The sequence below is a fragment of the Methylomagnum ishizawai genome, assembly GCF_900155475.1.
In the GTDB taxonomy this organism is placed as follows: Bacteria; Pseudomonadota; Gammaproteobacteria; order Methylococcales; family Methylococcaceae; genus Methylomagnum; species Methylomagnum ishizawai_A.
The window spans coordinates 630552-652371 of sequence record NZ_FXAM01000001.1 but is presented as its reverse complement, the minus strand read 5'-3'; the positions used below and the strand labels follow the sequence as shown (position 1 = coordinate 652371).

Sequence of the window (21820 nt, the reverse complement as noted above, 5' to 3'; positions counted from 1 at the left end):
CTGGGGTGTGCGGCCTTAATAGGGAACCCTGTCCGCCTTTTCATGGTATTGCTTCCAGACTTCGACCGCTTCTTCGCGCAGCATGCCCGTTATGGTGATCGAGCGTTGTTCCTTGGGCAGGGCGAGTTCCTTGTAGATGAAGCTGTCGTCGAAGTCGCCGTACTTGAGGGCGTCCTCCACGGTGGCGGCGAAATAGATGTGATCGAGGCCCGCCCAGTACGAGGTGGCGAGGCACATGGGGCAGGGCTCGGCGGAGGTGTAAAGGGTGCAACCGGTCAGTTTGAAGCTTTGGAGGGTGATGCAGGCCAGGCGGATGGCCTCCATTTCCGCGTGCCAGGTCGGATCATGGCTGGCCACCACGCGGTTCATACCTTCGGAAACAATCTTGCCATCCTTGACGACCACGGCGCCGAAGACGCCGCCTGTGGAATATTCGAGCGATGCCCGCGCCGACAATGCGATGGCGCGGCGGAGGAATTTCTCATGTTCGGCATGATCAAGGGTGCTATTAGACATCGACGCTCTCCGGTGAAACATCAGAAACGGTGGTCTCAATTGCCGTATCCGGCTTGGTCTCGCCTGGGCTGGCGGCGTTCCAGCCTAACATGGGGGATGGGTGGGTACAACAATTGTCCAATATATTAGGTACAGCTTAGGGACGGGCTATTCGCGGGACGCAAGAACCGGGCGCTTGACCGGCAAACGGGGTCCGAAGATTGTTTGGCAAAGGTCCGGGCGCGTGTTGCAATGGGCGGCGGGTGCGTTCACTCAAGCAAGATTTCGCCGTCCGGCATCCCGTTGACCATCGCCAGCGCTTCGATGGGAACTCCCAGTCCTCGGCAAAGCGAGCGTCCTCCCTCGAATGACTTTTCAATCAACACCCCGATGCCCACCACCGCGGCTCCCGACAGATGGGCGAGGCTGGAAAGGGCCAAGATGGTGTGGCCGAAGGCGAGGAAATCGTCCACGATCAAGACCCGGTCGTCCGGGCAAAGATACTCCGCCGATACGATCAGGCGCTCTGTTTTCTGCTGGGTATGGGAAGGCGCGGCCATCTCGAAGACCGGGGTCGGCAATGTGACTGGCCTTGTCTTGCGGGCGAAGACCATAGGCACCCGGAGATGGAGGGCGGTGGTCAACGCGGGGGCGATGCCCGAGGTTTCGGCGGTTAGAACCTTGGTCGCGCCCGCCCTGGAAAAACGGCGGGCGAGTTCGCGTCCACAGAGGTCCATGAGTTCTGGATCAACCTGATGATTGATGAATCCACTGACGCTGAGGATGCCGTTGCCGAGATTTCGCGCACTCTGGGATATGCGAAGCTTAAGGGGCTGCATAGGGTTTCTTGATCCGGTCAATAGGGCATTGGTATCGGATTTTGGAGCGTTCCACGAAATTTAAACCCTTTTAATCCAGGGTTGGTTGAGTCGTGGTTATTCTAAGCAGCGATTGTATCTATATATGCCGCGCCAAGGCAAGAATAATATGGGGCGAGCGCGATGATCGACAAGCCCAGAATAGGCTTTTATCCGATGATGCAGGGTTTTTATAATCCTCCGGGCGATGATTTTTCCGGGCCAGGTATGGTAGGTATAGCCCTGTTGGTGTTGATGGCAAATATACGGATTGCCCAAGCCGAGGCTCCTCCCCCAAAAGACCCGCCGATCCAGGAGAGGAACCCCTGTATCGAATATCTTTCCAAAGATAAGCCCAAAGTCCAGGAAACGGGTGGCCCTTGTAGTCCGGGGGGCGAAACTACCAAAGCGCCAAAACTGACCTACCGTCGCCAGTCATTGGAAGATCAAGACCCTACAAGTATTTCGGGCAATCCAGGCGCGGATAATATCCTTACTGGCACGGGTTGGCTTGGTCAGCAACTCGGTCTGGCGGAGGATTCTGGAGTTCGCTTAGGTGGGCTGTGGGTGGGGAATGCGGATATACAAATGTCGGGACGCCTGTCCGGGAGTGCGAGTTTCAATAGCCTGGGGATTATTGACCTGCTACTGGATATGAAAACCCTGGCTGGAATTCATGGCGGAACATTTTCGGCGACGTTTCTACAGTTTGACGGCCAGCCTAGCAATGGCAGGGCGGGCGTGCTGACTGGCTACAATGGACTGACCGGAGTGGCCCCTTTGAACCGCAGCGAACTCTATGAAATGTGGTGGCGGCAAACGTTGTTCGACGAACACTTGATAGTCCGGGTCGGAAAAAGCGTGCCGACTTTCGATTTCAATAATGTCAGCCGGAGGCTGCCCATCCCCGATGAGAAACCCTTTGTCGCGGCGGTTAGTGGCTTGCTTTTCACGCCGATTTTTGTCAATCCGTCGGTACTTGGCGTGCTGCCGGGTTATTATAATTCGGCTTGGGGTATGACTGTTACGGCGACGCCATCCGCCCATGGCTATTTATCCTACGGCATTTATGATGGCAGTTTGGCTCGGGGTCGGCAAACCGGCACCCATGCTTGGCCGACTTTCGATAGTTATTATTTCAATATCGGCGAGGCGGGAATTTCTTGGGACGGCCGCTATCCAGGCAAGGCGGCGGTCGGCGGTTGGGGGCAAAGTGGTTGGATGGGGGCGTCCCCTCATCGCGAGAGCGGAGCCCAAGGCGTGTTTGCGACCGCCACGAACCGGTTGCTTAACCTGAATGTCGAGGAAGGCACCACCGGCGTATTGCTGGGCTATGTCCAATACGGTATCAATAATTCTAAGACCATGCTCGCGAACCAGTATGTAGGTTTTGGCGTGACGGGCATCAACCTATTGCCTAGCCGTCCAAAGGACTCCATGGGGCTTGGTCTCGGGGTATCGTGGCTTAATAATCCTCCCAGGGGTGGCGAGACCGAAATTCTTACGCAAATGTACTATCAGGCCCATGTGGTAGGGGATATTTTCTTTCAGCCTACATTCACTTATGTCCCAAACCCAGGCAAGCCCACGAATGATGGTGGCCAGTATCCTGCGGCTACTTCCATGATCTTTCAGATCGTCACATTATTTTGATTGGTTTTGTCAAGATTCCCGTCAATGTGTAAGGTCTATTGAGGTTGCGAAAATTGATGATGGTGCTGAGAGCGGGCGGGAATTGCGGCAATACGGCTTGGCCGAAGGAGCAGTTGACGTTTGGTCGTTCGCTGAATATGTGGTATTCCGTCGAATCGGTATGACTCTTTTTCATGCGGGCGAAATGGTCCTTGGCCTTGAGCCAAATGGCGGGAAACGGTGTGCGGCGGGCCCAGGGTTTTGATTCGCTGCTCATGGGGAAAAGTTTCGATATCGACCGTTCTTGGGCATCAACCAGCCGCGCATGGTGCGTCATGCGGACAGGAATCTACGCGGAAGGAGGACCTGTTCATTGGTCCCTGGCGATGCCCCAGTCCTATTCTGGTTTCGGGGCTCGCCAGGGAGCGACTCGTATCCAGGGTCCGGGGGCGAATCTCAATCAGGTGCGTGACGGAACTGGGTTTCATCAAGTGGTATCACGGTTTCGCTCCGGTCTTTCTCGCTGCGACGGGGGGTCGCGCCTAATGTGGAAGCGCAATACACGCCCAGGCATTGCATGGGGTCTCGGTTGAGGTTGGCTTTATTGCCGCCGCCGTCCGTGACCCCGTCCACGTCCAAGCCAAGATCGGCGTTCAGGTTGGCCCTGTTGTTGGAGACCTTCACGCCGACGAGGGCGGATGGAGAGCTAGCGCCGTTCTCCATCCACCTCCCCAGGGCTTTCATGCCGTCATCGATATCGGGGAAGTCCGCCGCAACCGTGTAGCCGTTGTGGATGAAATAATTCCCGGCCACCAAGGTATCCTTGCCGCCGCATTCCGTAGGCGAGGATTGCCAGCATGCGGTTTTGATATATATCCCCACATGGCTATTGTGGAGGAACTGGTTGTTCACGAATTGGTTGCCCTGCATTCCGGGGAATTGCGCTCCCATCCCCGGCCTTGCCTCCATCCAGATTCCCGATCCGTTATTCAGGAATTGGTTGGAAGTAATTTTGTTGCCATTGACCCCGCCAAAGTTTTCATTCCAGAGGTTGATTCCTGTGATATTGCCTATAAATTTATTATTATGGATGTTCACACCTAAGGTCGGATTGTCCGTTGACCAATTCCTTTGGATACTGATGCCCTTTGTATTACCAGTGAACGATGAATTCCGCACCATCCCGCCGTACCCGAAATAGAAGCTCAGGGCCACCCCAGGAATATTGGTGAAGTTGCATTTGTCCACGGTAAAATTGGAAGCGGTTTCAATGAAGAAACCGGGACTCGTGGAGCGGGTAGAGATATGGAGGTTGATTAGACGCCCCGCGTCGCCTATCCACCACGCTTGGTCCATCACAAGGTTTCCATTGCGGATGGTGACACCATTGCCTTGTGGGCTCAACCTTGCTGTCGTGAGCTTGAATCCGTTAAGGTCGAGGAATTTGTGGTTCTCGTTCAGTATGGTCGTGCAGGTGGTGTCATGGGTGAGCTTATAGCCGCCTTTCACGGCAATAACCCCTTTGCAGTCCAAGGGGGTGTTGGTGGCCGCGTGCGTGGGAAGGGGGAATGCCAAGGCGGAGGCGTACATCACCAAAGCTTGGAGGGATATTTTGTGGATATATTGCGTGATCATGTCATTATCCTCATCCATGAGTTAATTATGGCGGCAGAGGTTGATTAATATGAACCCGGACTGCCGGAGCGAAGCTCGCTGCAATCGCTTTGGATGGTCTGGGTGGCCTTGACTCAAGAACCATGGCTTCCATTCCCGCCTTGCGGTGGGTTTAAGTTTAATACCGGCGACCGCGCTATTTAATACACTAAAAGGGAGGCGTTTTCAACAAGGCATTTTGGTGGGTTTTTGTGATTGAGAATGCCGCGATTAATGGTACATCTCGGTTGAGTCGGTTTATTGTTAAGCTGGGTGGGGGGTGTATTGATGGGTAGCGCGGCGGTTTCTATATCGGCGAGTTAAAAAACAAGCCGGATCGCAAAAATTTCAATCAGAAAACGATGGTTTGCGCTTGACCGTTTGATTTGCTTGGACTGAAACCGCTGTAATAGGTTTTTCTGGGGTATTGATGGGTCGGCTGGAGCAGCTAATTGGGTTTTTCGCTGGCGATCCCGCGCAAGCGCCGACAGGGCCGTGAGCGTCGGCGGTATGGAGGACAGGCCCATCGACCCCCGGCCGGTGCCGGGCGGGTTTTCCCCGGTCGATGGGCATCGTCGCCTCATGGTGAATGGCCCAGGATATGGCCGGATTAACTTCCTCTTCGCCCAAGCCCTCGTCGCCCATCATCTCCACGGCGGCATGATTGCCCCGTGTCCAGCCTCCCAAACCAATCCCCCAAAACCTTGATTTTCCTCAAACGCCCCCCGCCGCCGCCGGTATAGAGTGGCGCGGCCCTCACCGGGCAACAAACCGTCAACAAAAAGACCCAAACCGGCAACGACCGAAGGAGGAAACCCCATGGCACTTTTGAACTGGACCGCGGAAGCTTTCGGCACCCACATCACCGCCGCCGACGAAGAACACAAGGTGATCTTCGATATGGTCAACACCCTCAACGACACCGTGGACAGTGGCGACCGCGCCGAAATCGGCAAGCAGTTGGACGGGTTGATCGCCTACGTGGCCGGCCACTTCAAGACCGAGGAAGACCTGTTCGACGCCCACGGCTATCCGGGCGCCGACGCCCACAAGAAGCTCCATGCCGAGCTGGTCAATACCTGCCTCGACGTGCAGAAGAAATTCCACGTCGGCGCAATCGACATCACCGGCGATACCTGCGTCTTCGTCAAGGACTGGCTCTACAACCATATCCCCAACCACGATAAGCACTACGGACCCTATCTCAACGAGAAAGGCGTCGGCTAAATCCCCGCCACGCCACGACCGCAAAGGGGCCGCGACGGCCCCTTTTTTATGCCCGCCCCGTTTTTCCCCGGCCTTATTCCGTTTTGCCCCCGGTTTATTCCCCAAGCGCCCTGTAGTAGCATCCTTGAAAAACCACCCGCGGGACACCCTAGATGACTCGACCCAACCAACTCCCTGCTTGGCAAGCGCTGGTCCAGCACCAGCGGGACGTCGCCGATGTCCATATGCGCGATTTGTTCGCCCAGGACCCCCAGCGTTTCGAGAAATTCTCGCTGTGTTTCGGCGATTTCCTGTTCGATTACTCCAAAAACCGCATTACCGGGGAAACCCTGGGGTTGTTGCTCGATCTCGCCCGCCAGACCCAACTGGCCGACAAGATCGCCGCCATGTTCCGCGGCGATAGGATCAATGTCACCGAGAGCCGCGCCGTGCTGCATGTGGCCCTGCGCAACCGCGCCAACCGGCCCATCCTGCTCGACGGCGAGGATGTGATGCCCGAGGTCAACCGGGTGCTGGCCAAGATGCGGGCTTTCGTGGAGCAGGTGCGCTCCTGCCAATGGCGCGGCTGCACCGGCAAGCCCATGACCGATGTGGTCAATATCGGCATCGGCGGTTCCGATCTCGGCCCCCGGATGGTGGTGCAGGCGCTGACGCCCTATACCACACCCGCGCTCCGGGTCCATTTCGTGTCCAATGTGGACGAGGCCGACCTGATGCAGGTCTTGCAAGGGCTGGACCCCGAAACCACCTTGTTTTCCATCGTCTCCAAGACCTTCACCACCCAGGAGACCATGACCAACGCCCAATCGGCGCGGGATTGGCTGCTGAGCCATGCCAAGGACCCCGCCGCCGTGGCCCGGCATTTCATCGCTATTTCCACCAACGCCAAGAAGGTCGCCGAGTTCGGCATCGATACCAAGAACATGTTCGAGTTCTGGGATTGGGTGGGCGGGCGTTATTCCTTGTGGTCGGCGGTGGGCCTGTCCATCGCGCTGGCGATTGGGATGACCCGGTTCGAGGCCATGCTGACCGGGGCGTTCCGGGTGGACGAGCATTTCCGCAACGAGCCGTTCGAGCGCAATATCCCGGTGCTGATGGGCTTGATCGGGATTTGGTACGACAACTTTTTCCATACCGATTCCTACGCCATCCTGCCCTACGACCAGCATTTGGAATTCCTGCCCAGTTATCTCCAGCAGGGCGATATGGAGAGCAACGGCAAGACCGTGGACCTCGAAGGCCGCCGGGTGGACTACACCACCGGCCCCATCATCTTCGGCCAGCCCGGCACCAACGGCCAGCACGCTTTTTATCAATTGATGCACCAGGGCAGCGAGTTGATTCCCTGCGATTTCCTGGCGGCGGCGAAAAGCCATCACGGCCTGGGCCGGCACCATGAAATCCTGATTTCCAACTTCCTGGCCCAGCCCGAAGCCCTGATGCGCGGCAAGACCTACGAGGAGGCCAAGGCCGAGTTGATGGCCGAGGGCGTGACCGGCGAACGTTTGGAGGAACTGGCCGCCGCCAAGACCTTCACCGGCAACCGGCCTTCCAACTCCTTCCTTTATAAGAAGCTGACGCCGGAGACCCTGGGTTCCTTGATCGCCTTGTACGAACATAAGATTTTCGTGCAGGGCGCGATTTGGAATATCAATTCCTTCGACCAGATGGGCGTGGAATTGGGCAAACAACTGGCCAAGACCATCCTGGCCGAACTGGCCGGGGAACAGGAAGCCATCATCCACGATAGCTCCACCACCGGGCTGTTGGAACATTACAAGAGGTTGCGCTGATGTCGGAACGTGAATTGTTCATCGCGGGCGATGCCGACGACCTGGCGCGGGAAGCCGCCGTCAGGTTCCTGGACGCCGCCCAGAAGTCCATCGCCGAGCGGGGCCGCTGCGCCGTGGCCTTGTCCGGGGGCAGCACGCCCAAGCGACTGTACCGGCTGCTGGCCCAGCCGCCTTATCTCTACGCGGTGGAGTGGTCGAAGGTGTTCATGTTCTTCGCCGACGAGCGTTTCGTGCCGCACGACGATCCCGACAGCACCATGCTGCTGGCGCGGGAAACCTTGTTCGACCACGTCCCGCTCCCGCCCGCCAATCTCTTCCCCATGCCCACCGTGGGCTTGGCCCCGGAACAAGCCGCCGCCGAATACGCGGCAACCCTGGCGGAGTTCTTCGCCGCGCCTTTGCCCCGCTTCGACCTGATCCTGCTCGGGATGGGACCGGATGGGCACACGGCCTCGCTGTTTCCGGGTTTCCCGGATTATCCCGGCAGTGTCGCCGCCGTCCATGGTTCCCCCAAGCCGCCGCCCACCCGCCTGACCTTGACCCTGGACGCCATCAACCAAGCCGAGCGCATCCTGTTCCTGGTCACGGGCGCGGACAAGGCCGAAACCTTGCGGGCGGTGTTCGCCGATCCCGCCCCGACGGCGGATTCCCTGCCCGCCGCGCGGATCAAGGCCGCGGGCACGGCTTGGCTGGTGGACCCAGAGGCCGGGAGCGCCTTGATCTAATCCCGTAGCCTGGATGGAGCGTGCGCGGAATCCGGGGGGTTGGGCGGAGCGCCCAATGTCCCGGATTCCGCCGCGCCGCATCCAGCCTACGCCGTTCAACCCCATCGATCATTGCTTCGAGTAACCCCATGAAAATCCTCATCGTCGGCGGCGGTGGCCGCGAACACGCCCTGGCTTGGAAAGCCGCCGCCTCCCCGCGGGCCGAAAAAGTCTATGTCGCCCCCGGCAACGCCGGCACGGCGCTGGAGCCCGGTCTGGAAAACGTGCCCATCGCCGCCGACGACATTCCGGGGCTTGTGAATTTCGCCAAGGCCAAGGGCATCGATCTGGCCATCGTCGGGCCGGAAGTGCCCTTGGTGTTGGGCATCGTCGATGCGTTCCAGGCCCAAGGGCTCAAATGCTTCGGCCCGACCCGCGCCGCCGCCCAACTCGAAGGTTCCAAGGCTTTCTGCAAGGATTTCCTGGCCCGCCACCGGATTCCCACCGCCGCCTACGCCACCTTCACCGAGGTCGAACCGGCCCTGGCCTATCTCCGCCAGCAGGGCGCGCCCATCGTGGTCAAGGCCGACGGCCTCGCGGCGGGCAAAGGCGTGGTCGTGGCCCAGACCGAGGCCGAGGCCGAGGCGGCGGTGCGCGATATGCTGGCGGGCGATGCCTTCGGCGCGGCCGGGCGGCGGGTGGTGATCGAGGAATTCCTGCCGGGGGAAGAAGCCAGCTTCATCGTGATCGCCGATGGCATCCACGCCCTGCCGATGGCTTCGTCCCAAGACCACAAGGCCCGCGACGATGGCGACCTCGGTCCCAATACCGGCGGCATGGGGGCGTATTCGCCCGCGCCGGTGGTGACGCCGGCCATCCACCGCCGGGTGATGGACGAGGTGATCATGCCGACCTTGCTCGGCATGGCCACCGATGGCCTGCCCTATACCGGCTTCCTCTACGCCGGATTGATGATCGGCCCGGATGGTGCGCCCAAGGTGCTGGAATTCAATTGCCGCTTTGGCGACCCCGAAACCCAGCCCATCATGCTGCGCCTCAAGAGCGATTTGCCCAGCCTGTGCCTCGCGGCGCTCGATGGGTGTTTGGACAAGGTCGAATGCGTGTGGGACCCGCGCCCGGCCTTGGGCGTGGTGCTGGCGGCGGACGGTTATCCCGGCGATTATGCCAAGGGCGAGGTCGTCCAAGGGTTGCCACCGGCGGGCGGGACCGAAACCAAGGTGTTCCACGCCGGTACCCGGTTGCAGAGTGGGCAGGTGGTGACGGCGGGCGGGCGGGTGCTATGCGTGTGCGCCCTGGGCGGCACGGTGGCGGAGGCCCAGCGCAAGGCTTACGAGGGTTTGGACGGCATCCATTGGGACGGGGTCTATTACCGCAAGGATATTGGCCACCGCGCCATCGCCAGGGGATAGGCGCGGATTCTACTTGGCTTTGGCCGCCGTGGTCGGCGGCGGATTCAGGGGCAGGTTCACCACGTAGGGATAACCGTCCATCTCCAAGCCCAGGCGCAGGAGATTGGCGCTGCGGGCTTCGTCCTGGCCGGGGAAGAACAAATAGCCCTGGGCCAATTCTCCCGGTTGTAGACGCTGGTTGCGTAGGGATTTGCCGTTCAAGTCTTGGCGGATGCGGTTTTGCAGGGCCTGGCCATCGCCGCCGCCCAGGAACGCCCCCGCACCCGCGCCCACCCCGGTGGTGTTGAGCATCGGCCCGTAGCCGTTTTGGAGGATCAAGCCGATGGCGAAACCGCTGAGCGCCGCCGTGGCCCCGCCCCACAGGACCGAGAGGGCTCCACCCTTCAAGGCTTCCCCCGTGCCCACCGCCGCCACCACCCGGCTTTGCGCCTGTTCGGCGGTCAGCAAAGGCCAGGCCATGCCCTGCCGGTCGATGAGGAAGGTCTGCTGCGGATTGATCTTGATGACATCGCGGCCCCGGTTGTCGATCACCAGCCGCACCGGCAGCAGTCCCGCGCCCCGGATATCGAAGCCGAACGCCTGTTCCGCCTCCTTGGGTTCGGGATAGGCCCGCGCCGCCATCTGGGCACCCTCGACCTCGACGCTGTTGGGGCTGAAGCCGGGCAGAGGCACGGGCGGAATCTTCTGGTGATAGGTCGAGCAGGCGAGCATCCCGGTCAGGAGCAGGACGATGGCGAGGCGGGCCGGGGTCTGGCCGGTCCGGGGCGGGCGGTGCGCGTTCATGGGTTGCTCTGGATCGTGCAGGGGAGGAGCATAAGCATAACCCCGATTCGGCTTATAATTCCGTCCATTCCATCCGTTCCCCAATCCCTGGTCCAGCATGAGCATAGGAAACGATCCCGCCTTTCCAGCCCCGACCCCCGCCCAGCAAGCTTTGCAACGCCTACGCCAATTCGTCGCCACCCAGGTCGTCGGCCAGGACCGGTTGATCGAGCGGATGCTGGTCGCCCTCCTGGCCGATGGCCATATCCTGGTCGAGGGTGCGCCGGGGCTGGCCAAGACCCGCGCCATCAATGTGTTGAGCCGGGGCATCGAGGGCGATTTCCACCGGGTGCAGTTCACACCCGACTTATTGCCCGCCGACCTCACCGGCACCGAAATCTACCGGCCCCAGGACGGCAGCTTCCATTTCCAGCAGGGACCGCTGTTCCATAACCTAGTGCTGGCCGACGAGATCAACCGCTCGCCCGCCAAGGTGCAATCGGCCCTGCTGGAGGCCATGGCCGAACGCCAGATCACCGTGGGCCGGGTGACGTATCAGCTGCCGGAGTTGTTCCTGGTGATGGCGACCCAGAACCCTATCGAGCAGGAAGGTACCTATCCTTTGCCCGAGGCCCAGCTCGACCGTTTCATGCTCTACGTCCGCATCGGCTACCCGGAAGCCCAGCACGAGCGCGAAATCCTGAGGCTGGTGCGCGGCGAGGCCAAGCGCACCGGCGCGGTCCGGTCCCCGGCGTTCGAGCCGGTCGGCCAGGCGGTGTTGTTCCAGGCCCGCGAGGAAGTCCTCGGGGTTTATATGGCCGAGCCTTTGGAACACTATCTGCTGCAATTGGTCCTCGCGACCCGCGAACCCGGTGCCTACGGCGCGGATTTCGCCCGTTGGCTGCAATACGGGGCCAGCCCCCGCGCCACCATCGCCCTGGATCGGTGCGCCCGCGCCCGCGCTTGGCTCGATGGCCGGGATTTCGTGACGCCCGAGGATATCCAAGGCATCGCGCCCGATGTGTTGCGCCACCGCCTGATCATGGCCTATGAGGCCGAGGCGGAGGGCGTCACCGCCGACCGTTTGATCGGGGAACTGCTGCGCCATGTCGCCGTGCCTTGAACCGCAAGGCGGCTGGGGCTGGTTCCGTCACGGATGCGGGGTCGGCGGCGTTTTTCCGTTGATGGCGGCGATATAATCCAAGGATATTGTAGTGGCCCAGGGACAAGCGGACGGCAGTCCAAGGGCGAAGTTGATTCCAGAGGTTCTCATGCAGGCATACCAGGAAGCATTCATCCAATACGCGATCCAGTGCGGGGTGTTGCGCTTCGGCGACTTCACCCTCAAATCGGGGCGGCGCAGCCCTTATTTCTTCAATACCGGCCTGTTCGACAGCGGGGCGCGGCTGGCCCAACTGGGCCGGTTCTACGCCGAAACCCTGCTGGACCGGGGCATCCAGGCCGACGTGCTGTACGGCCCGGCCTATAAGGGCATCCCTTTGGCCTGTGCCACCGCCATCGCCTTGGCCGGGGCCACCGGCGCGGAAGTGCCCTTCGCTTTCAACCGCAAGGAAGCCAAGGACCATGGCGAGGGCGGCGCCTTGGTCGGCGCGCCGTTGCGGGGTTCGGTGTTGATCCTGGACGATGTGATCACGGCGGGGACGTCGGTGCGGGAATCGGTGGACATCATCCGCGCCGCCGGGGCCACGCCTTCCGGCGTCCTGATCTCGCTGGACCGCCAGGAGAAGGGCCGGGGCGAACTGTCGGCGGTGCAGGAGGTCGTCGAGCAATATGGCATCCCGGTCCACGCCATCATCGGACTGGGCGATATCGTGGACTATCTGGCCCAGGCCGGGCAGGCGGTCGAACTCGAAGCCATACGCCGTTACCGCGCCGAATTCGGTTCGTTATGAGCCGTTCTCGCCATTGGGTGTGGGTCTTATGGTTGGCCTGGGCGGTGCCCATGGCCGGGATGGGCGCGCCACCCGGTAGCAAGCCTACCCCGTCTACCTCGTCTACGCCGACCTACCGCTGGGTGGACGAACAGGGCGATGTCCACTATTCCGACCAGGTACCGCCCGAAGAGGTCAAGCAGCGCCGCACCAAGCTCGACGCCCAGGGCCGCGAGGTGGGTGTGGTCGAGGCCGCCAAGACCCCGGAGCAATTGCGCCGCGAGCAGCAACTCCGGCAGTTGCGGACCCAGCAGGATAAAATCCTGGCCGAGCAGCGCGACCGCGACCTGTCCTTGCTCAGGACCTACCGCAGCGAACAGGAAATGTACCGGGCCTTGCAGAGTAAGCTTGATACTCTCGACGGTCTGGTCAAGATCAACGAGACCAACCGCCAACGCCAGCAAGACCTGCTCCGCGGCCACGAGCAACGCGCCGCCGACCTGGAGCGGCAAGGGCAGCCCGTGCCCCAGACCTTGCGCGACAACATCGCCGCCACCCGCCGCCAATTGGCCGAGTTCGGCGAACACATCCGCCGCCTCGAAGCCGACAAGCGCGAGATCACCGAGCGCTTCGCCAAGGACATCGCCCGCTACCGCGCCATCGCCGCCCAGCAGAAGGACTCTTCCGCCGAGGCGCTCGGGGCGGGGCTGTTCGATTTCGGCGGCACTTCCAAACAGGACAACCAGGAGATCGTGATCAGCGCCATCCCCTGCGCCATCGGGCCGATGTGCAACCGGGCCTGGGGGCTCGCCAAGCAATATGTGTTGAAGTCCGGCGGGATGGACGCCCTCTCGCTGGAAACCGAGCGCATCCTGCAAACCGCCCCGCCCGCGAACGACGACCAATTCGGCCTGACCGTCACCCGCATCGCCGGCAGGACCGAGGATATCCTGTTCCTCGATGTGCGTTGTCGGCCTTCCTCGGTGGGGGAGGCGCTGTGCGCCGGGGCCAGGGTGCGGGAGGTCCGGTTGGGTTTCAAGCCGTATATCGAGGCGGGGCTGGCGGGTGGCGGTTCCGCATCCGTTCCCCGTTGAAACCGCTATCCTTTCCGGGCTCCGTCGCGGTGGGCACGAGACATTATTAACCAATAGTGCTAGGAGTCTGTCGGACTTCCAAGCGCGAAGCGCTTCGCTTGTACACGAATATTTGGCGACTCATCGAATTCGAATGATCGAAAATTCATGTAGAAGCGCCCAAATTGACCACAAAATGGTCAATTCGGTCTTTTTATTGGAAAGTTTGACAGACTACTAGTCAATTTAATGCTACACAATACCTGACGACCGTCGTGGGAAGCTTTCCCAACCGTTGCCCGACCTACACAATCACCGCAGAGGTCTTTCCAACGGCTGCGTGATTTTCCAAAATCGTCGGGGCAACCCTCGCGGAAACCTTCCCCGTAGCCGCATAGCCCACCACCCACCTTGACAGCCCCCCCGCCGCCCACAAGAATCCCCCGCCAACCCTCCAACCCCAACGGATTCCCAACCCCATGACCACCCTCAGCAAATCGCTCCAAGCCCTGCGCGACATCGTTGATTCGGGCCGTCCACTGGCCTACGTCAAAACCTCCGAGGAACAGCGCATCTCCAACCTCCTGGCCGCAGCCGCCAACAGTTTCTTCGCCGCGCCCGTGCCACTGTGGAGTTGGAGCCTCACCGAAGGCATGAAACAAGCCGACGGCAGCCGCGCCGAAGCCGCCAGCGCCCGCGCCGCCTTGGATTTCATCGCGGAACACCCTGGTCCGGCCCTGTTTCACCTCAAGGATTTCCACGAGCCGATGCGCGATTCCGCCGACATCCGCCGCCGCCTGCGCGATTTGTACGCGGGCTGCTTCGACCAGGGCAAGTTCGTGTTCATCACCTCGCCCGTGCAATTCCTGCCGCCGGAACTCGACCGCGATTTCGCCTACCTCGAACTGGGCGTGCCGGACTTACCGGAACTGGAAACCTTCCTACACAGCGAAACCGCCCTCCTCCAGGCCGCCGGTTATACCCTCGACGAGGACGAGGCCACCCAAACCCTCATCCTCCGCGCCCTGCAAGGCTTGACCCTGGACGAAGCCCGCCACGCCCTGCGCCGCGCCCTCGCGGGCGGCAAGCACCTGGGCCGCGATGCCCTGCCCGCGCTCTACCAGGAAAAACGCCAGTTGGTGAACCGCAGTGGCATGATCCAGTTCATCGCCGAGGGCGACAACATCGGCCATATCGGCGGCTTGGAGATCATGAAGCAATGGCTGATCGAACGTCGCCGCCTGTTCCAGCAGCGCGACAAACTGGGCGCGGATATCGTGCCCAAGGGTATTTTGGTGATGGGGATTTCCGGTTGCGGCAAAAGCCTCTCGGTCAAGGCTATCGCCAATTGCTTCGAGCTGCCGCTGTACCGCATCGACATGGGCGAAATCTTCTCGGGCCGCCATGGTTCCCCGGAAAGCGCCTTCGCCCGCGCCTGCCGGATGCTGGAAGGGATTTCGCCCGCCGTGGTCTGGTTCGACGAGATCGAGATGGGCATCACCTCCACCGAATCGGCGGGCGAACAAGGCCGCATCTTCGCCTTCTTCCTGACCTGGATGCAGGAAAAGACCAAGGGGCTGTTCGTCGCCGCCACCGCCAATCGCATCGACCTGCTGCCTGCCGAGATGATCCGCAAGGGCCGCTTCGACGAGGTGTTCTTCGTGGATTTGCCGCTGGACGACGAGCGGGTCGATATTTTCCGCATCCATCTGGAACGCCGCGGCATCGACGCCAGCGGCTTCAACCTGGAACGGCTCAAGCGCTTCACCAAGGGCTGGACCGGGGCCGAGGTCGAGCAATGCGTGGTGTCGGCCCTCACCACGGCGCGGTTGGAGGAGCGCGAACTCAACGAGGACGACCTGATGTACGCCACCGGCAATATCGTCCCCTTGTCGAAAACCATGAAGGAGCAGGTGGACCATATCCGCAACTGGGCGCGGGACCGGGCCTTGAAGGCCTCGCCGTCCGAATTCGCGACCTAAGCCCGCACCCTCGCCGAAACCGAGCCATCCAAGATGAAAACCGCCCACGCCATCCCCGAATTGCGCCACAGCGTCCGCCTCTGGCGCGAACAAAGCCTTTCCGTGGCCTTCGTGCCCACCATGGGCAACCTGCACGCCGGCCATATCCATCTGGTCGAGGAAGCCAAGCAACTGGCCGACCGGGTGGTCGTCAGCATCTTCGTCAATCCCAGCCAGTTCGGCCCCGGCGAGGATTTCGCGGCCTATCCCCGCACGCCGGAAGCCGACAGCGCCCAACTCGTCGCCGTCGGCACCGATCTCTTATTCCTGCCGCCCGTGGCCGAAATCTACCCCGCCGACCCGGCCCGGATGACCTACGTGGATGTGCCGGGTTTGTCCGACGATTTATGCGGCCAGTTCAGGCCCGGCCATTTCCGGGGCGTCGCCACCGTGGTTCTCAAGCTGTTGAACCAGGTGCGGCCCGATGTGGCGCTGTTCGGCGCGAAGGATTACCAGCAATTGACGGTGATCCGCCGCATGGTGGCGGATTTGGATGTGCCGGTACGCATCCAGGGCGTGCCCACGGTACGGGAGGAAAATGGCTTGGCGCTGAGTTCGCGCAATGGCTATCTATCGGCGGAGGAAAAGGCGCGGGCGGCTTCGATCTATGCCCAGTTATGCGCGGCGGCGGCGGAACTGCGCGGCGGCGCGCGCGATTACGCCAGGATCGAGCGGGAGCGGGCGGAAGCCCTGCGGCACCAGGGCTTCGTGCCCGATTATTTCGCCATCCGCCGCCAGGACGATCTGGCCCGGCCTGGGCCGGGGGAAACCCGGTGGGTCGTCCTGACCGCCGCACGGCTGGGGAAGGCGCGCTTGATCGATAATCTCCAGGTGGAGCTATAAGCCTCAAACATCCGGGCCGGGATGCTTGGCCTGGGCCGCCCGCGTCTCGGCCTCCATGAGACCGGCGGCATAATAAAATCCATGCGAGACGGCCAGATAGGCCATGGCCATCACGAAGGCATCCGACACCGGCAGGTTGTTGACCATCCCATAGAACTTGGCCCCCACCGCCGTGGCGAAAAAGGTATAGGCCATAATCAAAGCCTCGATGCGGCTGCCCTTCAAATAGCGGAAATACCACAGCCCCAATTGGCTGAATACCAGATAGCCGATGACGACCAGGAAGTTATTAAGCAAGGGGCCATACATGCCGTCGTCGTCGGGCACGATGAAATCGGGATGGTTGATCACGGCGATACCGCCCAGGATCGATAACCAGACGGCGAAGTGAAAGTTGAAACTGACGAGTTTTTGGATATTCATGTGGGCGGGCCTAGACGATGGGTTTCAAGGGGATTCCGGCAGGCGGGATGGGCCGGTGCCCGGCGGTTCCGGGGGGAACGCGCCGCGCTCATTCGAGACAGCGGGACGGGGATAAGTTCCGGGTAGGGACCGGTGGAATTCCTGGGTATCACGAGGGCCGGGGCCGGTTGGAACTTTCTCCGGCGGAAGGGGGTCATAGGGCCATTCAGGCACGACGCGAACTACTCACCTCCTCTCTTTGGGTAGTTTTCTCAATCCCGGTTCCCCCCAACCGGGAACTCCAAGACTCCGAAGCATTTTCCCCTTTTTTGCTTCGGAGTTTTTTTTGCCCGGCGATCCCTCAAAGCCCGCCGTCCGGCACCGCGCCCGGCCCGCATTCGAACCAGCGGTCCAACACGGCATGGGCCTCCTCCACACCGACCCGCTTGAGGGCGGAGAACAATTGCAGGCCGATGTCCGGGCCTTGCCATCCGGCCAACTCCCGCCTGACCTTGTGCAGGGTATCGAGGGCCGCGCCCCGACTGAGCTTGTCGGCCTTGGTCAGGGCGATATGCAGGGATAGGCGGTAATGGGCGCACCATTCGATCATGCGCCAATCGAAATCGGTCAAGGGACGGCGGATGTCCATCACCAAAAAAACCCCGCGCAGGGCTTGGCGCTGGCTCAGATAGTTCTCTATCATCGCCCCCCATGTTTTGCGCATGGCCTCGGGCACCTCGGCGTAGCCGTAGCCCGGCAGATCGACCAGGCGCCGGTCCGCGTCGAGTTGGAAGAAATTGAGCAGTTGGGTCCGGCCCGGCGTCTTGCTGACCCTGGCGAGGGATTTCTGTTGGGTGATCAGGTTGATGGCGCTGGACTTCCCGGCGTTGGACCGGCCCGCGAACGCGACCTCCAAGCCTTGGTCGGGAGGGGCGTTGCTCAGCTTCGAGGCGCTCGCCAGGAAACTGGCGGAATGATAAATGGATTTCACGATAGGCCGTTGGGGAAATAATTGACTTTTGTAGTTTACCCGTATTTGATTGCGGGTTTGAAGCGGACCACGCCCATTGGGTTTTTCAGCGCCACGCCGCCACCGGGACCATGCCCCAAGCCACCGCCCCGGACGGCCCGTTTACATTCATATCAATAACATCCGGCTATCAGCGAGGTATCGGGAATGGGAAAACTAAGGTTTTGGATGGGTCTGTTACTGGCGGGCGGCGTCGCCCTCGCCCATGCCCAAGGCAATCCCGCCGCCGGCAAGGAAAAAGCCATGGTCTGCGCCGGCTGCCATGGCGAGGACGGCAATAGCAGCGCCCCGATTTTCCCCAAGATCGCGGGCCAGCACGCCGCCTACATCGCCAAGCAACTCCACGATTTCAAATCCCAGAAGCGCGGCGACCCCACCATGGGCGCCTTGGCCGAACCCCTCACCGGCCAGGATATCGACGATCTCGCGGCCTATTACAGCCAGCAGAAGATCACCATCGAGAAGACGGAAGCCAACGCCCTCGGCGAAACCATCTACCGCACCGGCAACCTCAAGACCGGCGTCCCGGCCTGCACCGGCTGCCACGGCTTCGGCGGCAACGGCAATCCGGGCGCGGTGTTCCCCCAGCTCAACGGGCAGTACGCCGCCTATGTCGAAAAGACCCTCCGGGATTTCAAGGCCGGGGAACGCGGCAACGATATGAACGGCATGATGCGCGCCCTGGCGGCCCGGATGAACGAGGCGGAAATCAAGGCGGTGGCGGACTACATTTCCAGCCTCCAATAATCCACGCTTCCCATAACACTCCCTGTATTTTTGACGAGGTATCATGATGAAACTGCTGTTCGGGTTCATGGCGGGCTGGCTGTTGCTATCCGCGCCGGTTTTCGCCGAGGAGTTCAAAGCCGGCACCGACTACGACACAATCAACCCGGCCCAACCCACTTCCGATCCCAGCAAGGTCGAGGTGATGGAATTCTTCTGGTATGGCTGTCCGCATTGCTACCACTTCGAGCCCGACCTGAACAACTGGATCAGGAGCAAACCGCAGAACGTGGTGTTCATCCGCCAACCGGCAGTGTTCAACGAACATTGGCGCAACCACGCCAAGGCGTTCTTCACCGCCGAGGCCTTGGGCGTGGTGGAGAAGGTCCATAGCGATTTCTTCGACGCCATCCAGAACAAGCACCAGACCCTGGAATCGGAGAAGGACCTGGGCAAGTTCTTCGCCGCCCACGGCGTGAAGGAGGACGACTTCAAAGCGGCCTTCAAGTCCTTCGCGGTGGATTCCAAACTGCGCCAGGCCGAGGGCATGGCCGCCCGCTACGGCGTCACCGGCACGCCCAGCATCGTAGTGAACGGCAAATATCTGGTCGGTCCCGCCAAGGCCAAAAGCTTCGCCCGCATGATCGAAATCACCAACGCGCTCATCAAGAAGGAAACCGAGGCCAAGCCCCCGGTGGCGGAAGCCCATGGCGCCCCGCCGATTCCCGAAGCACCGGCCCTGAAAGCGGCCCATTAGGCCACCGCCCAGGGTATGGACCCCACAGGACCGCCGCTCCCAGGCGGCGGATCCGCGTCCGGGGAACGCGCAACCCACGCAGACCCCAGCCCATGACATCCGTGCCCGACCGCCCGCGCCGCCTGAAACTGGCGAGTTTCAACATCCAGACCGGCATTAGCACTTCGAGCTACCGCGACTACCTCACCGGGGGCTGGCGACACATCCTGCCCTCGCGGAAACGCCTGCCCAACCTCAACCGCATCGCCCAACTCCTCAAACCCTTCGACCTGGTGGGCCTACAGGAAGTGGACGGCGGCGGCGCCCGCAGCCACAACATCGTGCAAGCCGAATATCTGGCCGAACACGCGGGCTTCCCTTATTGGCATAACCAGGTCAACCGCCGTTTCGGCAATATCGCCCTGCATAGCAACGGCCTGCTGAGCCGCCTGAAGCCGGATACCGTCCACGATTACAAACTGCCGGGCTTGCCGGGGCGGGGCGCGTTGTTGGCACGGTTCGGCCAATCGGGCGAGGATGCCTTGTATGTTGGCGTGCTGCATCTGTCCCTGGCGCAACGGACCCGGCTTCGGCAACTGGCCTTCGTCGGCGAGTTGATCCACGACCTGCCCTATGTGGTGCTAATGGGGGATTTCAATTGCGAACCCGATTCCCCGGAATTGAACCTCCTGTTCCAGACCACCCGGCTGTGCGATCCCGCCTGCCAGATCAGCACCTTCCCGAGTTGGCGTCCGCACCGGATGCTGGACCACATCCTGGTCACGCCCGAATTGAAGGTGGAAAAGGTCCGGGCGCTGAATTTCACCTGCTCGGACCATTTGCCAGTCGCGATGGAAATCGCCCTGCCGAGGCATTTACCGATCGGCGGCTGAAGCGCATCGGGAGGGTCAACCCGTATGCGCCCGGCCCGCGCAATCCCCAAGGCATAAAAAAAGGGCAGGATATGAATCCTGCCCTGGCGACTTTCTGGAACCACCCCGCGGGGGATTATTCCAAATTGGCGTGCCGGGTCCGCATTTCTTCTTCCGGAATCCCCTTTTCGTGGATGATATGCGAAATGGTGGCTTCCAGGAGCATCAGCGTGGATAGCTCGAACACAGTGCCCATCGGCATACCGACAACCTTGCCGTATTGCTCGGGGCTGCCGATTTGCAGCACCGAACCCGCCATGTCGGCGATGGTCGAGCTGCTCTTGGCCGAAATCAGCACGATCTCGGCACCCAATTGCTTGGCCCGCTTCGTGTAGGCGATCATGGTCTCGGTTTCCCCGGAACCGGAGATGACGATCAACAAATCCCCCGCACGGATGCTCGGCGTCACGATCTCACCGACGACATAGACGTCATAACCGCCATGCATCAACCTCATTGCAAAGAATCTTGCAACCAAGGCCGACCGACCGGCACCCGCGATGAATATGCGCGATGCCTTATCGAGTATGCCGGTTAATTTTTCTTCATAGCTAGCATCGGTAGCCGAAAGGATGCTGGTAATCTTGTCTATGATGAGCTGCTGATGCATATGGGTTCCTTAGGCGGCGCTGGCCAGTTCGCAAATTTCACGGGCGGCATCGGCGGGGGACGGCGCACCGTAGATGGCGGCACCGACGACCACGATGTTCGCGCCGGCCTGGGCGACTTGCTGCACGGTGGACTGCTTGATGCCGCCGGCCACGGAAATACGCATCGGCAGGCCCAGCTTGGCCACGGCTTGCAGGTCGGCGAACGGGGTCTGACCGGCGGCCTGGGCGTCGAGACCGGTGTGGACACCGATGATTTGGGCACCCAGCTTGGCGGATTCCCTGGCGCACGCGGCCTTGTCGGGAACATTGATCAGATCGACCTGCACTTCGGCGCCATGGGCATTGGCAGCCTTGATCACGCCGGCGATGGTCGCCAAACCGGAAACACCCAGCACGGTGCAAATGTCAGCGCCCGCCGCATAGAACGGGGTGGCTTCGTATTCACCGGCATCCATGGTCTTGAGGTCGACCAGGATCAGCTTGTTGGGATAAAGCTTGCGCAATTCCTTGACCAAGCTCACGCCGTTATGCTTGATGCACGGGGTGCCGATTTCGAAAATGTCAACATAAGGAGCCGCGAGGCTGGCGAGCTTCAGGGTCTGGGCAACATCCAAAGAATCGAGTGCCAATTGAATTAACGGTCTTGCCATGGTGTATGCTCCGATTGGTTATGGTTGGTTACAGGTTTTATGCTTAGAAATGCATCGCCCTATTTCAGACGAATGTCAACTCCTAACTGTGTAGCGCGTAGGCCATCGCCTTAATCAAGCTGTTGGCACATCGCTTCGATGCCTAAGCTCGCAAGCAATTTTCACCCAGCCTTATTAAGATTCTTGATATACCTAGCAACTCCCGTCTCGGCCGACTTTTTCGCGGAAGCCTCCAGGTCCCTAATATACTTGGCCACCCCGGTCTCGACGACTTTCTTTTCAGACGACTCCAGGTTTTTAATATACTTAGCTACTCCGCTTAGCTCCGCCATAATATGTACTCCGATATAA

At 60.9% G+C, this 21820-nt stretch carries 22 protein-coding genes; 13 read left to right on the top strand and 9 right to left on the bottom strand.

Annotation, left to right across the window (positions count from 1 at the left end; translation table 11 throughout):
* Positions 1 to 15: 15 nt before the first annotated feature.
* Both B9N93_RS02840 and xpt read right to left on the bottom strand, forming a co-directional pair.
* On the bottom strand, positions 16 to 516 hold the full coding sequence (locus tag B9N93_RS02840) for a nucleoside deaminase (RefSeq protein WP_085210700.1): 501 nt from the start codon (positions 514 to 516) through the stop codon (positions 16 to 18).
* A 248-nt stretch (positions 517 to 764) separates the two neighbouring features.
* Positions 765 to 1334, bottom strand: a complete 570-nt coding sequence (gene xpt, locus B9N93_RS02835; RefSeq protein WP_085210698.1) for a xanthine phosphoribosyltransferase — start codon at positions 1332 to 1334, stop codon at positions 765 to 767.
* A gap of 162 nt (positions 1335 to 1496) precedes the next feature.
* Between xpt and B9N93_RS02830 the strand changes: the two genes are divergently transcribed.
* Positions 1497 to 3005, top strand: coding sequence for a carbohydrate porin (locus B9N93_RS02830; RefSeq protein WP_085210696.1), 1509 nt, complete (start codon positions 1497 to 1499; stop codon positions 3003 to 3005).
* On the opposite strand, the gene B9N93_RS24390 is transcribed toward B9N93_RS02830, so the two are convergent.
* Together B9N93_RS24390 and B9N93_RS02825 are read right to left on the bottom strand one after the other, a co-directional pair.
* Complete coding sequence (locus B9N93_RS24390) at positions 2992 to 3261, bottom strand: hypothetical protein (protein ID WP_125468805.1); 270 nt, start codon at positions 3259 to 3261, stop codon at positions 2992 to 2994. The genes B9N93_RS02830 and B9N93_RS24390 overlap by 14 nt on opposite strands.
* Positions 3262 to 3440: 179 nt before the next feature.
* Positions 3441 to 4619 carry a right-handed parallel beta-helix repeat-containing protein gene (locus tag B9N93_RS02825; RefSeq protein WP_176225103.1) on the bottom strand — a complete coding sequence of 393 codons (1179 nt, stop codon included), beginning with the start codon at positions 4617 to 4619 and terminating at the stop codon, positions 3441 to 3443.
* A gap of 837 nt (positions 4620 to 5456) precedes the next feature.
* On the opposite strand from B9N93_RS02825, the gene B9N93_RS02820 reads away from it, so the two are divergent.
* The 4 genes from B9N93_RS02820 (at position 5457) to purD (ending at position 9791) form a co-directional block, all read left to right on the top strand.
* Positions 5457 to 5864: a bacteriohemerythrin gene (locus B9N93_RS02820; RefSeq protein WP_085210692.1), complete on the top strand. Its 408-nt coding sequence runs from the start codon at positions 5457 to 5459 to the stop codon at positions 5862 to 5864.
* Between the two features lie 152 nt (positions 5865 to 6016).
* The gene (gene pgi, locus B9N93_RS02815; RefSeq protein WP_085210690.1) at positions 6017 to 7657 is read left to right on the top strand and encodes a glucose-6-phosphate isomerase; all 1641 of its coding nucleotides are present in this window, start codon (positions 6017 to 6019) and stop codon (positions 7655 to 7657) included.
* Positions 7657 to 8382, top strand: coding sequence for a 6-phosphogluconolactonase (gene pgl / locus B9N93_RS02810; RefSeq protein WP_085210688.1), 726 nt, complete (start codon positions 7657 to 7659; stop codon positions 8380 to 8382). The genes pgi and pgl overlap by 1 nt, the downstream gene beginning before the upstream one ends.
* A 128-nt stretch (positions 8383 to 8510) precedes the next feature.
* Positions 8511 to 9791 (top strand): phosphoribosylamine--glycine ligase, encoded by a 1281-nt coding sequence (gene purD / locus B9N93_RS02805; protein WP_085210686.1) that lies wholly within the window; start codon positions 8511 to 8513, stop codon positions 9789 to 9791.
* A gap of 9 nt (positions 9792 to 9800) precedes the next feature.
* On the opposite strand, the gene B9N93_RS02800 is transcribed toward purD, so the two are convergent.
* Complete coding sequence (locus B9N93_RS02800; RefSeq protein ID WP_176225102.1) at positions 9801 to 10574, bottom strand: hypothetical protein; 774 nt, start codon at positions 10572 to 10574, stop codon at positions 9801 to 9803.
* A gap of 97 nt (positions 10575 to 10671) precedes the next feature.
* Here B9N93_RS02800 and B9N93_RS02795 point away from each other — a divergent pair, with 97 nt between their 5' ends.
* The 5 genes from B9N93_RS02795 to panC all read left to right on the top strand — a co-directional run bounded on the left by B9N93_RS02795 (position 10672) and on the right by panC (position 16382).
* Entirely contained in the window at positions 10672 to 11676 is a 1005-nt protein-coding gene (locus B9N93_RS02795) for an AAA family ATPase (protein ID WP_085210684.1), read from the top strand.
* Between the two features lie 148 nt (positions 11677 to 11824).
* Positions 11825 to 12466 carry an orotate phosphoribosyltransferase gene (gene pyrE, locus B9N93_RS02790; protein WP_085210682.1) on the top strand — a complete coding sequence of 214 codons (642 nt, stop codon included), beginning with the start codon at positions 11825 to 11827 and terminating at the stop codon, positions 12464 to 12466.
* Positions 12463 to 13539, top strand: a complete 1077-nt coding sequence (locus B9N93_RS02785; RefSeq protein ID WP_085210680.1) for a DUF4124 domain-containing protein — start codon at positions 12463 to 12465, stop codon at positions 13537 to 13539. The genes pyrE and B9N93_RS02785 overlap by 4 nt, the downstream gene beginning before the upstream one ends.
* 458 nt (positions 13540 to 13997) lie before the next feature.
* On the top strand, positions 13998 to 15500 hold the full coding sequence (locus tag B9N93_RS02780) for an AAA family ATPase (protein ID WP_085210678.1): 1503 nt from the start codon (positions 13998 to 14000) through the stop codon (positions 15498 to 15500).
* Positions 15501 to 15533: 33 nt separating this feature from the next.
* A complete protein-coding gene (gene panC / locus B9N93_RS02775; RefSeq protein ID WP_085210676.1) occupies positions 15534 to 16382 on the top strand; it encodes a pantoate--beta-alanine ligase in 849 nt (282 codons plus the stop codon).
* Positions 16383 to 16385: 3 nt separating this feature from the next.
* On the opposite strand, the gene B9N93_RS02770 is transcribed toward panC, so the two are convergent.
* Together B9N93_RS02770 and yihA are read right to left on the bottom strand one after the other, a co-directional pair.
* Complete coding sequence (locus B9N93_RS02770; RefSeq protein WP_085210675.1) at positions 16386 to 16805, bottom strand: hypothetical protein; 420 nt, start codon at positions 16803 to 16805, stop codon at positions 16386 to 16388.
* A 340-nt stretch (positions 16806 to 17145) separates the two neighbouring features.
* Positions 17146 to 17775 (bottom strand): ribosome biogenesis GTP-binding protein YihA/YsxC, encoded by a 630-nt coding sequence (yihA, locus tag B9N93_RS02765; protein WP_085210673.1) that lies wholly within the window; start codon positions 17773 to 17775, stop codon positions 17146 to 17148.
* Positions 17776 to 17982: 207 nt separating this feature from the next.
* On the opposite strand from yihA, the gene B9N93_RS02760 reads away from it, so the two are divergent.
* The 3 genes from B9N93_RS02760 to B9N93_RS02750 all read left to right on the top strand — a co-directional run bounded on the left by B9N93_RS02760 (position 17983) and on the right by B9N93_RS02750 (position 20169).
* Positions 17983 to 18561: a c-type cytochrome gene (locus tag B9N93_RS02760; RefSeq protein ID WP_254899321.1), complete on the top strand. Its 579-nt coding sequence runs from the start codon at positions 17983 to 17985 to the stop codon at positions 18559 to 18561.
* Between the two features lie 43 nt (positions 18562 to 18604).
* Complete coding sequence (locus B9N93_RS02755; RefSeq protein ID WP_085210670.1) at positions 18605 to 19297, top strand: thiol:disulfide interchange protein DsbA/DsbL; 693 nt, start codon at positions 18605 to 18607, stop codon at positions 19295 to 19297.
* 92 nt (positions 19298 to 19389) lie between these two features.
* The gene (locus B9N93_RS02750; RefSeq protein WP_085210668.1) at positions 19390 to 20169 is read left to right on the top strand and encodes an endonuclease/exonuclease/phosphatase family protein; all 780 of its coding nucleotides are present in this window, start codon (positions 19390 to 19392) and stop codon (positions 20167 to 20169) included.
* A gap of 115 nt (positions 20170 to 20284) precedes the next feature.
* On the opposite strand, the gene hxlB is transcribed toward B9N93_RS02750, so the two are convergent.
* Together hxlB and hxlA are read right to left on the bottom strand one after the other, a co-directional pair.
* The gene (hxlB, locus tag B9N93_RS02745; RefSeq protein WP_085210667.1) at positions 20285 to 20818 is read right to left on the bottom strand and encodes a 6-phospho-3-hexuloisomerase; all 534 of its coding nucleotides are present in this window, start codon (positions 20816 to 20818) and stop codon (positions 20285 to 20287) included.
* A gap of 9 nt (positions 20819 to 20827) precedes the next feature.
* Positions 20828 to 21469, bottom strand: coding sequence for a 3-hexulose-6-phosphate synthase (gene hxlA, locus B9N93_RS02740; protein ID WP_085210665.1), 642 nt, complete (start codon positions 21467 to 21469; stop codon positions 20828 to 20830).
* Positions 21470 to 21820 lie beyond the last annotated feature (351 nt).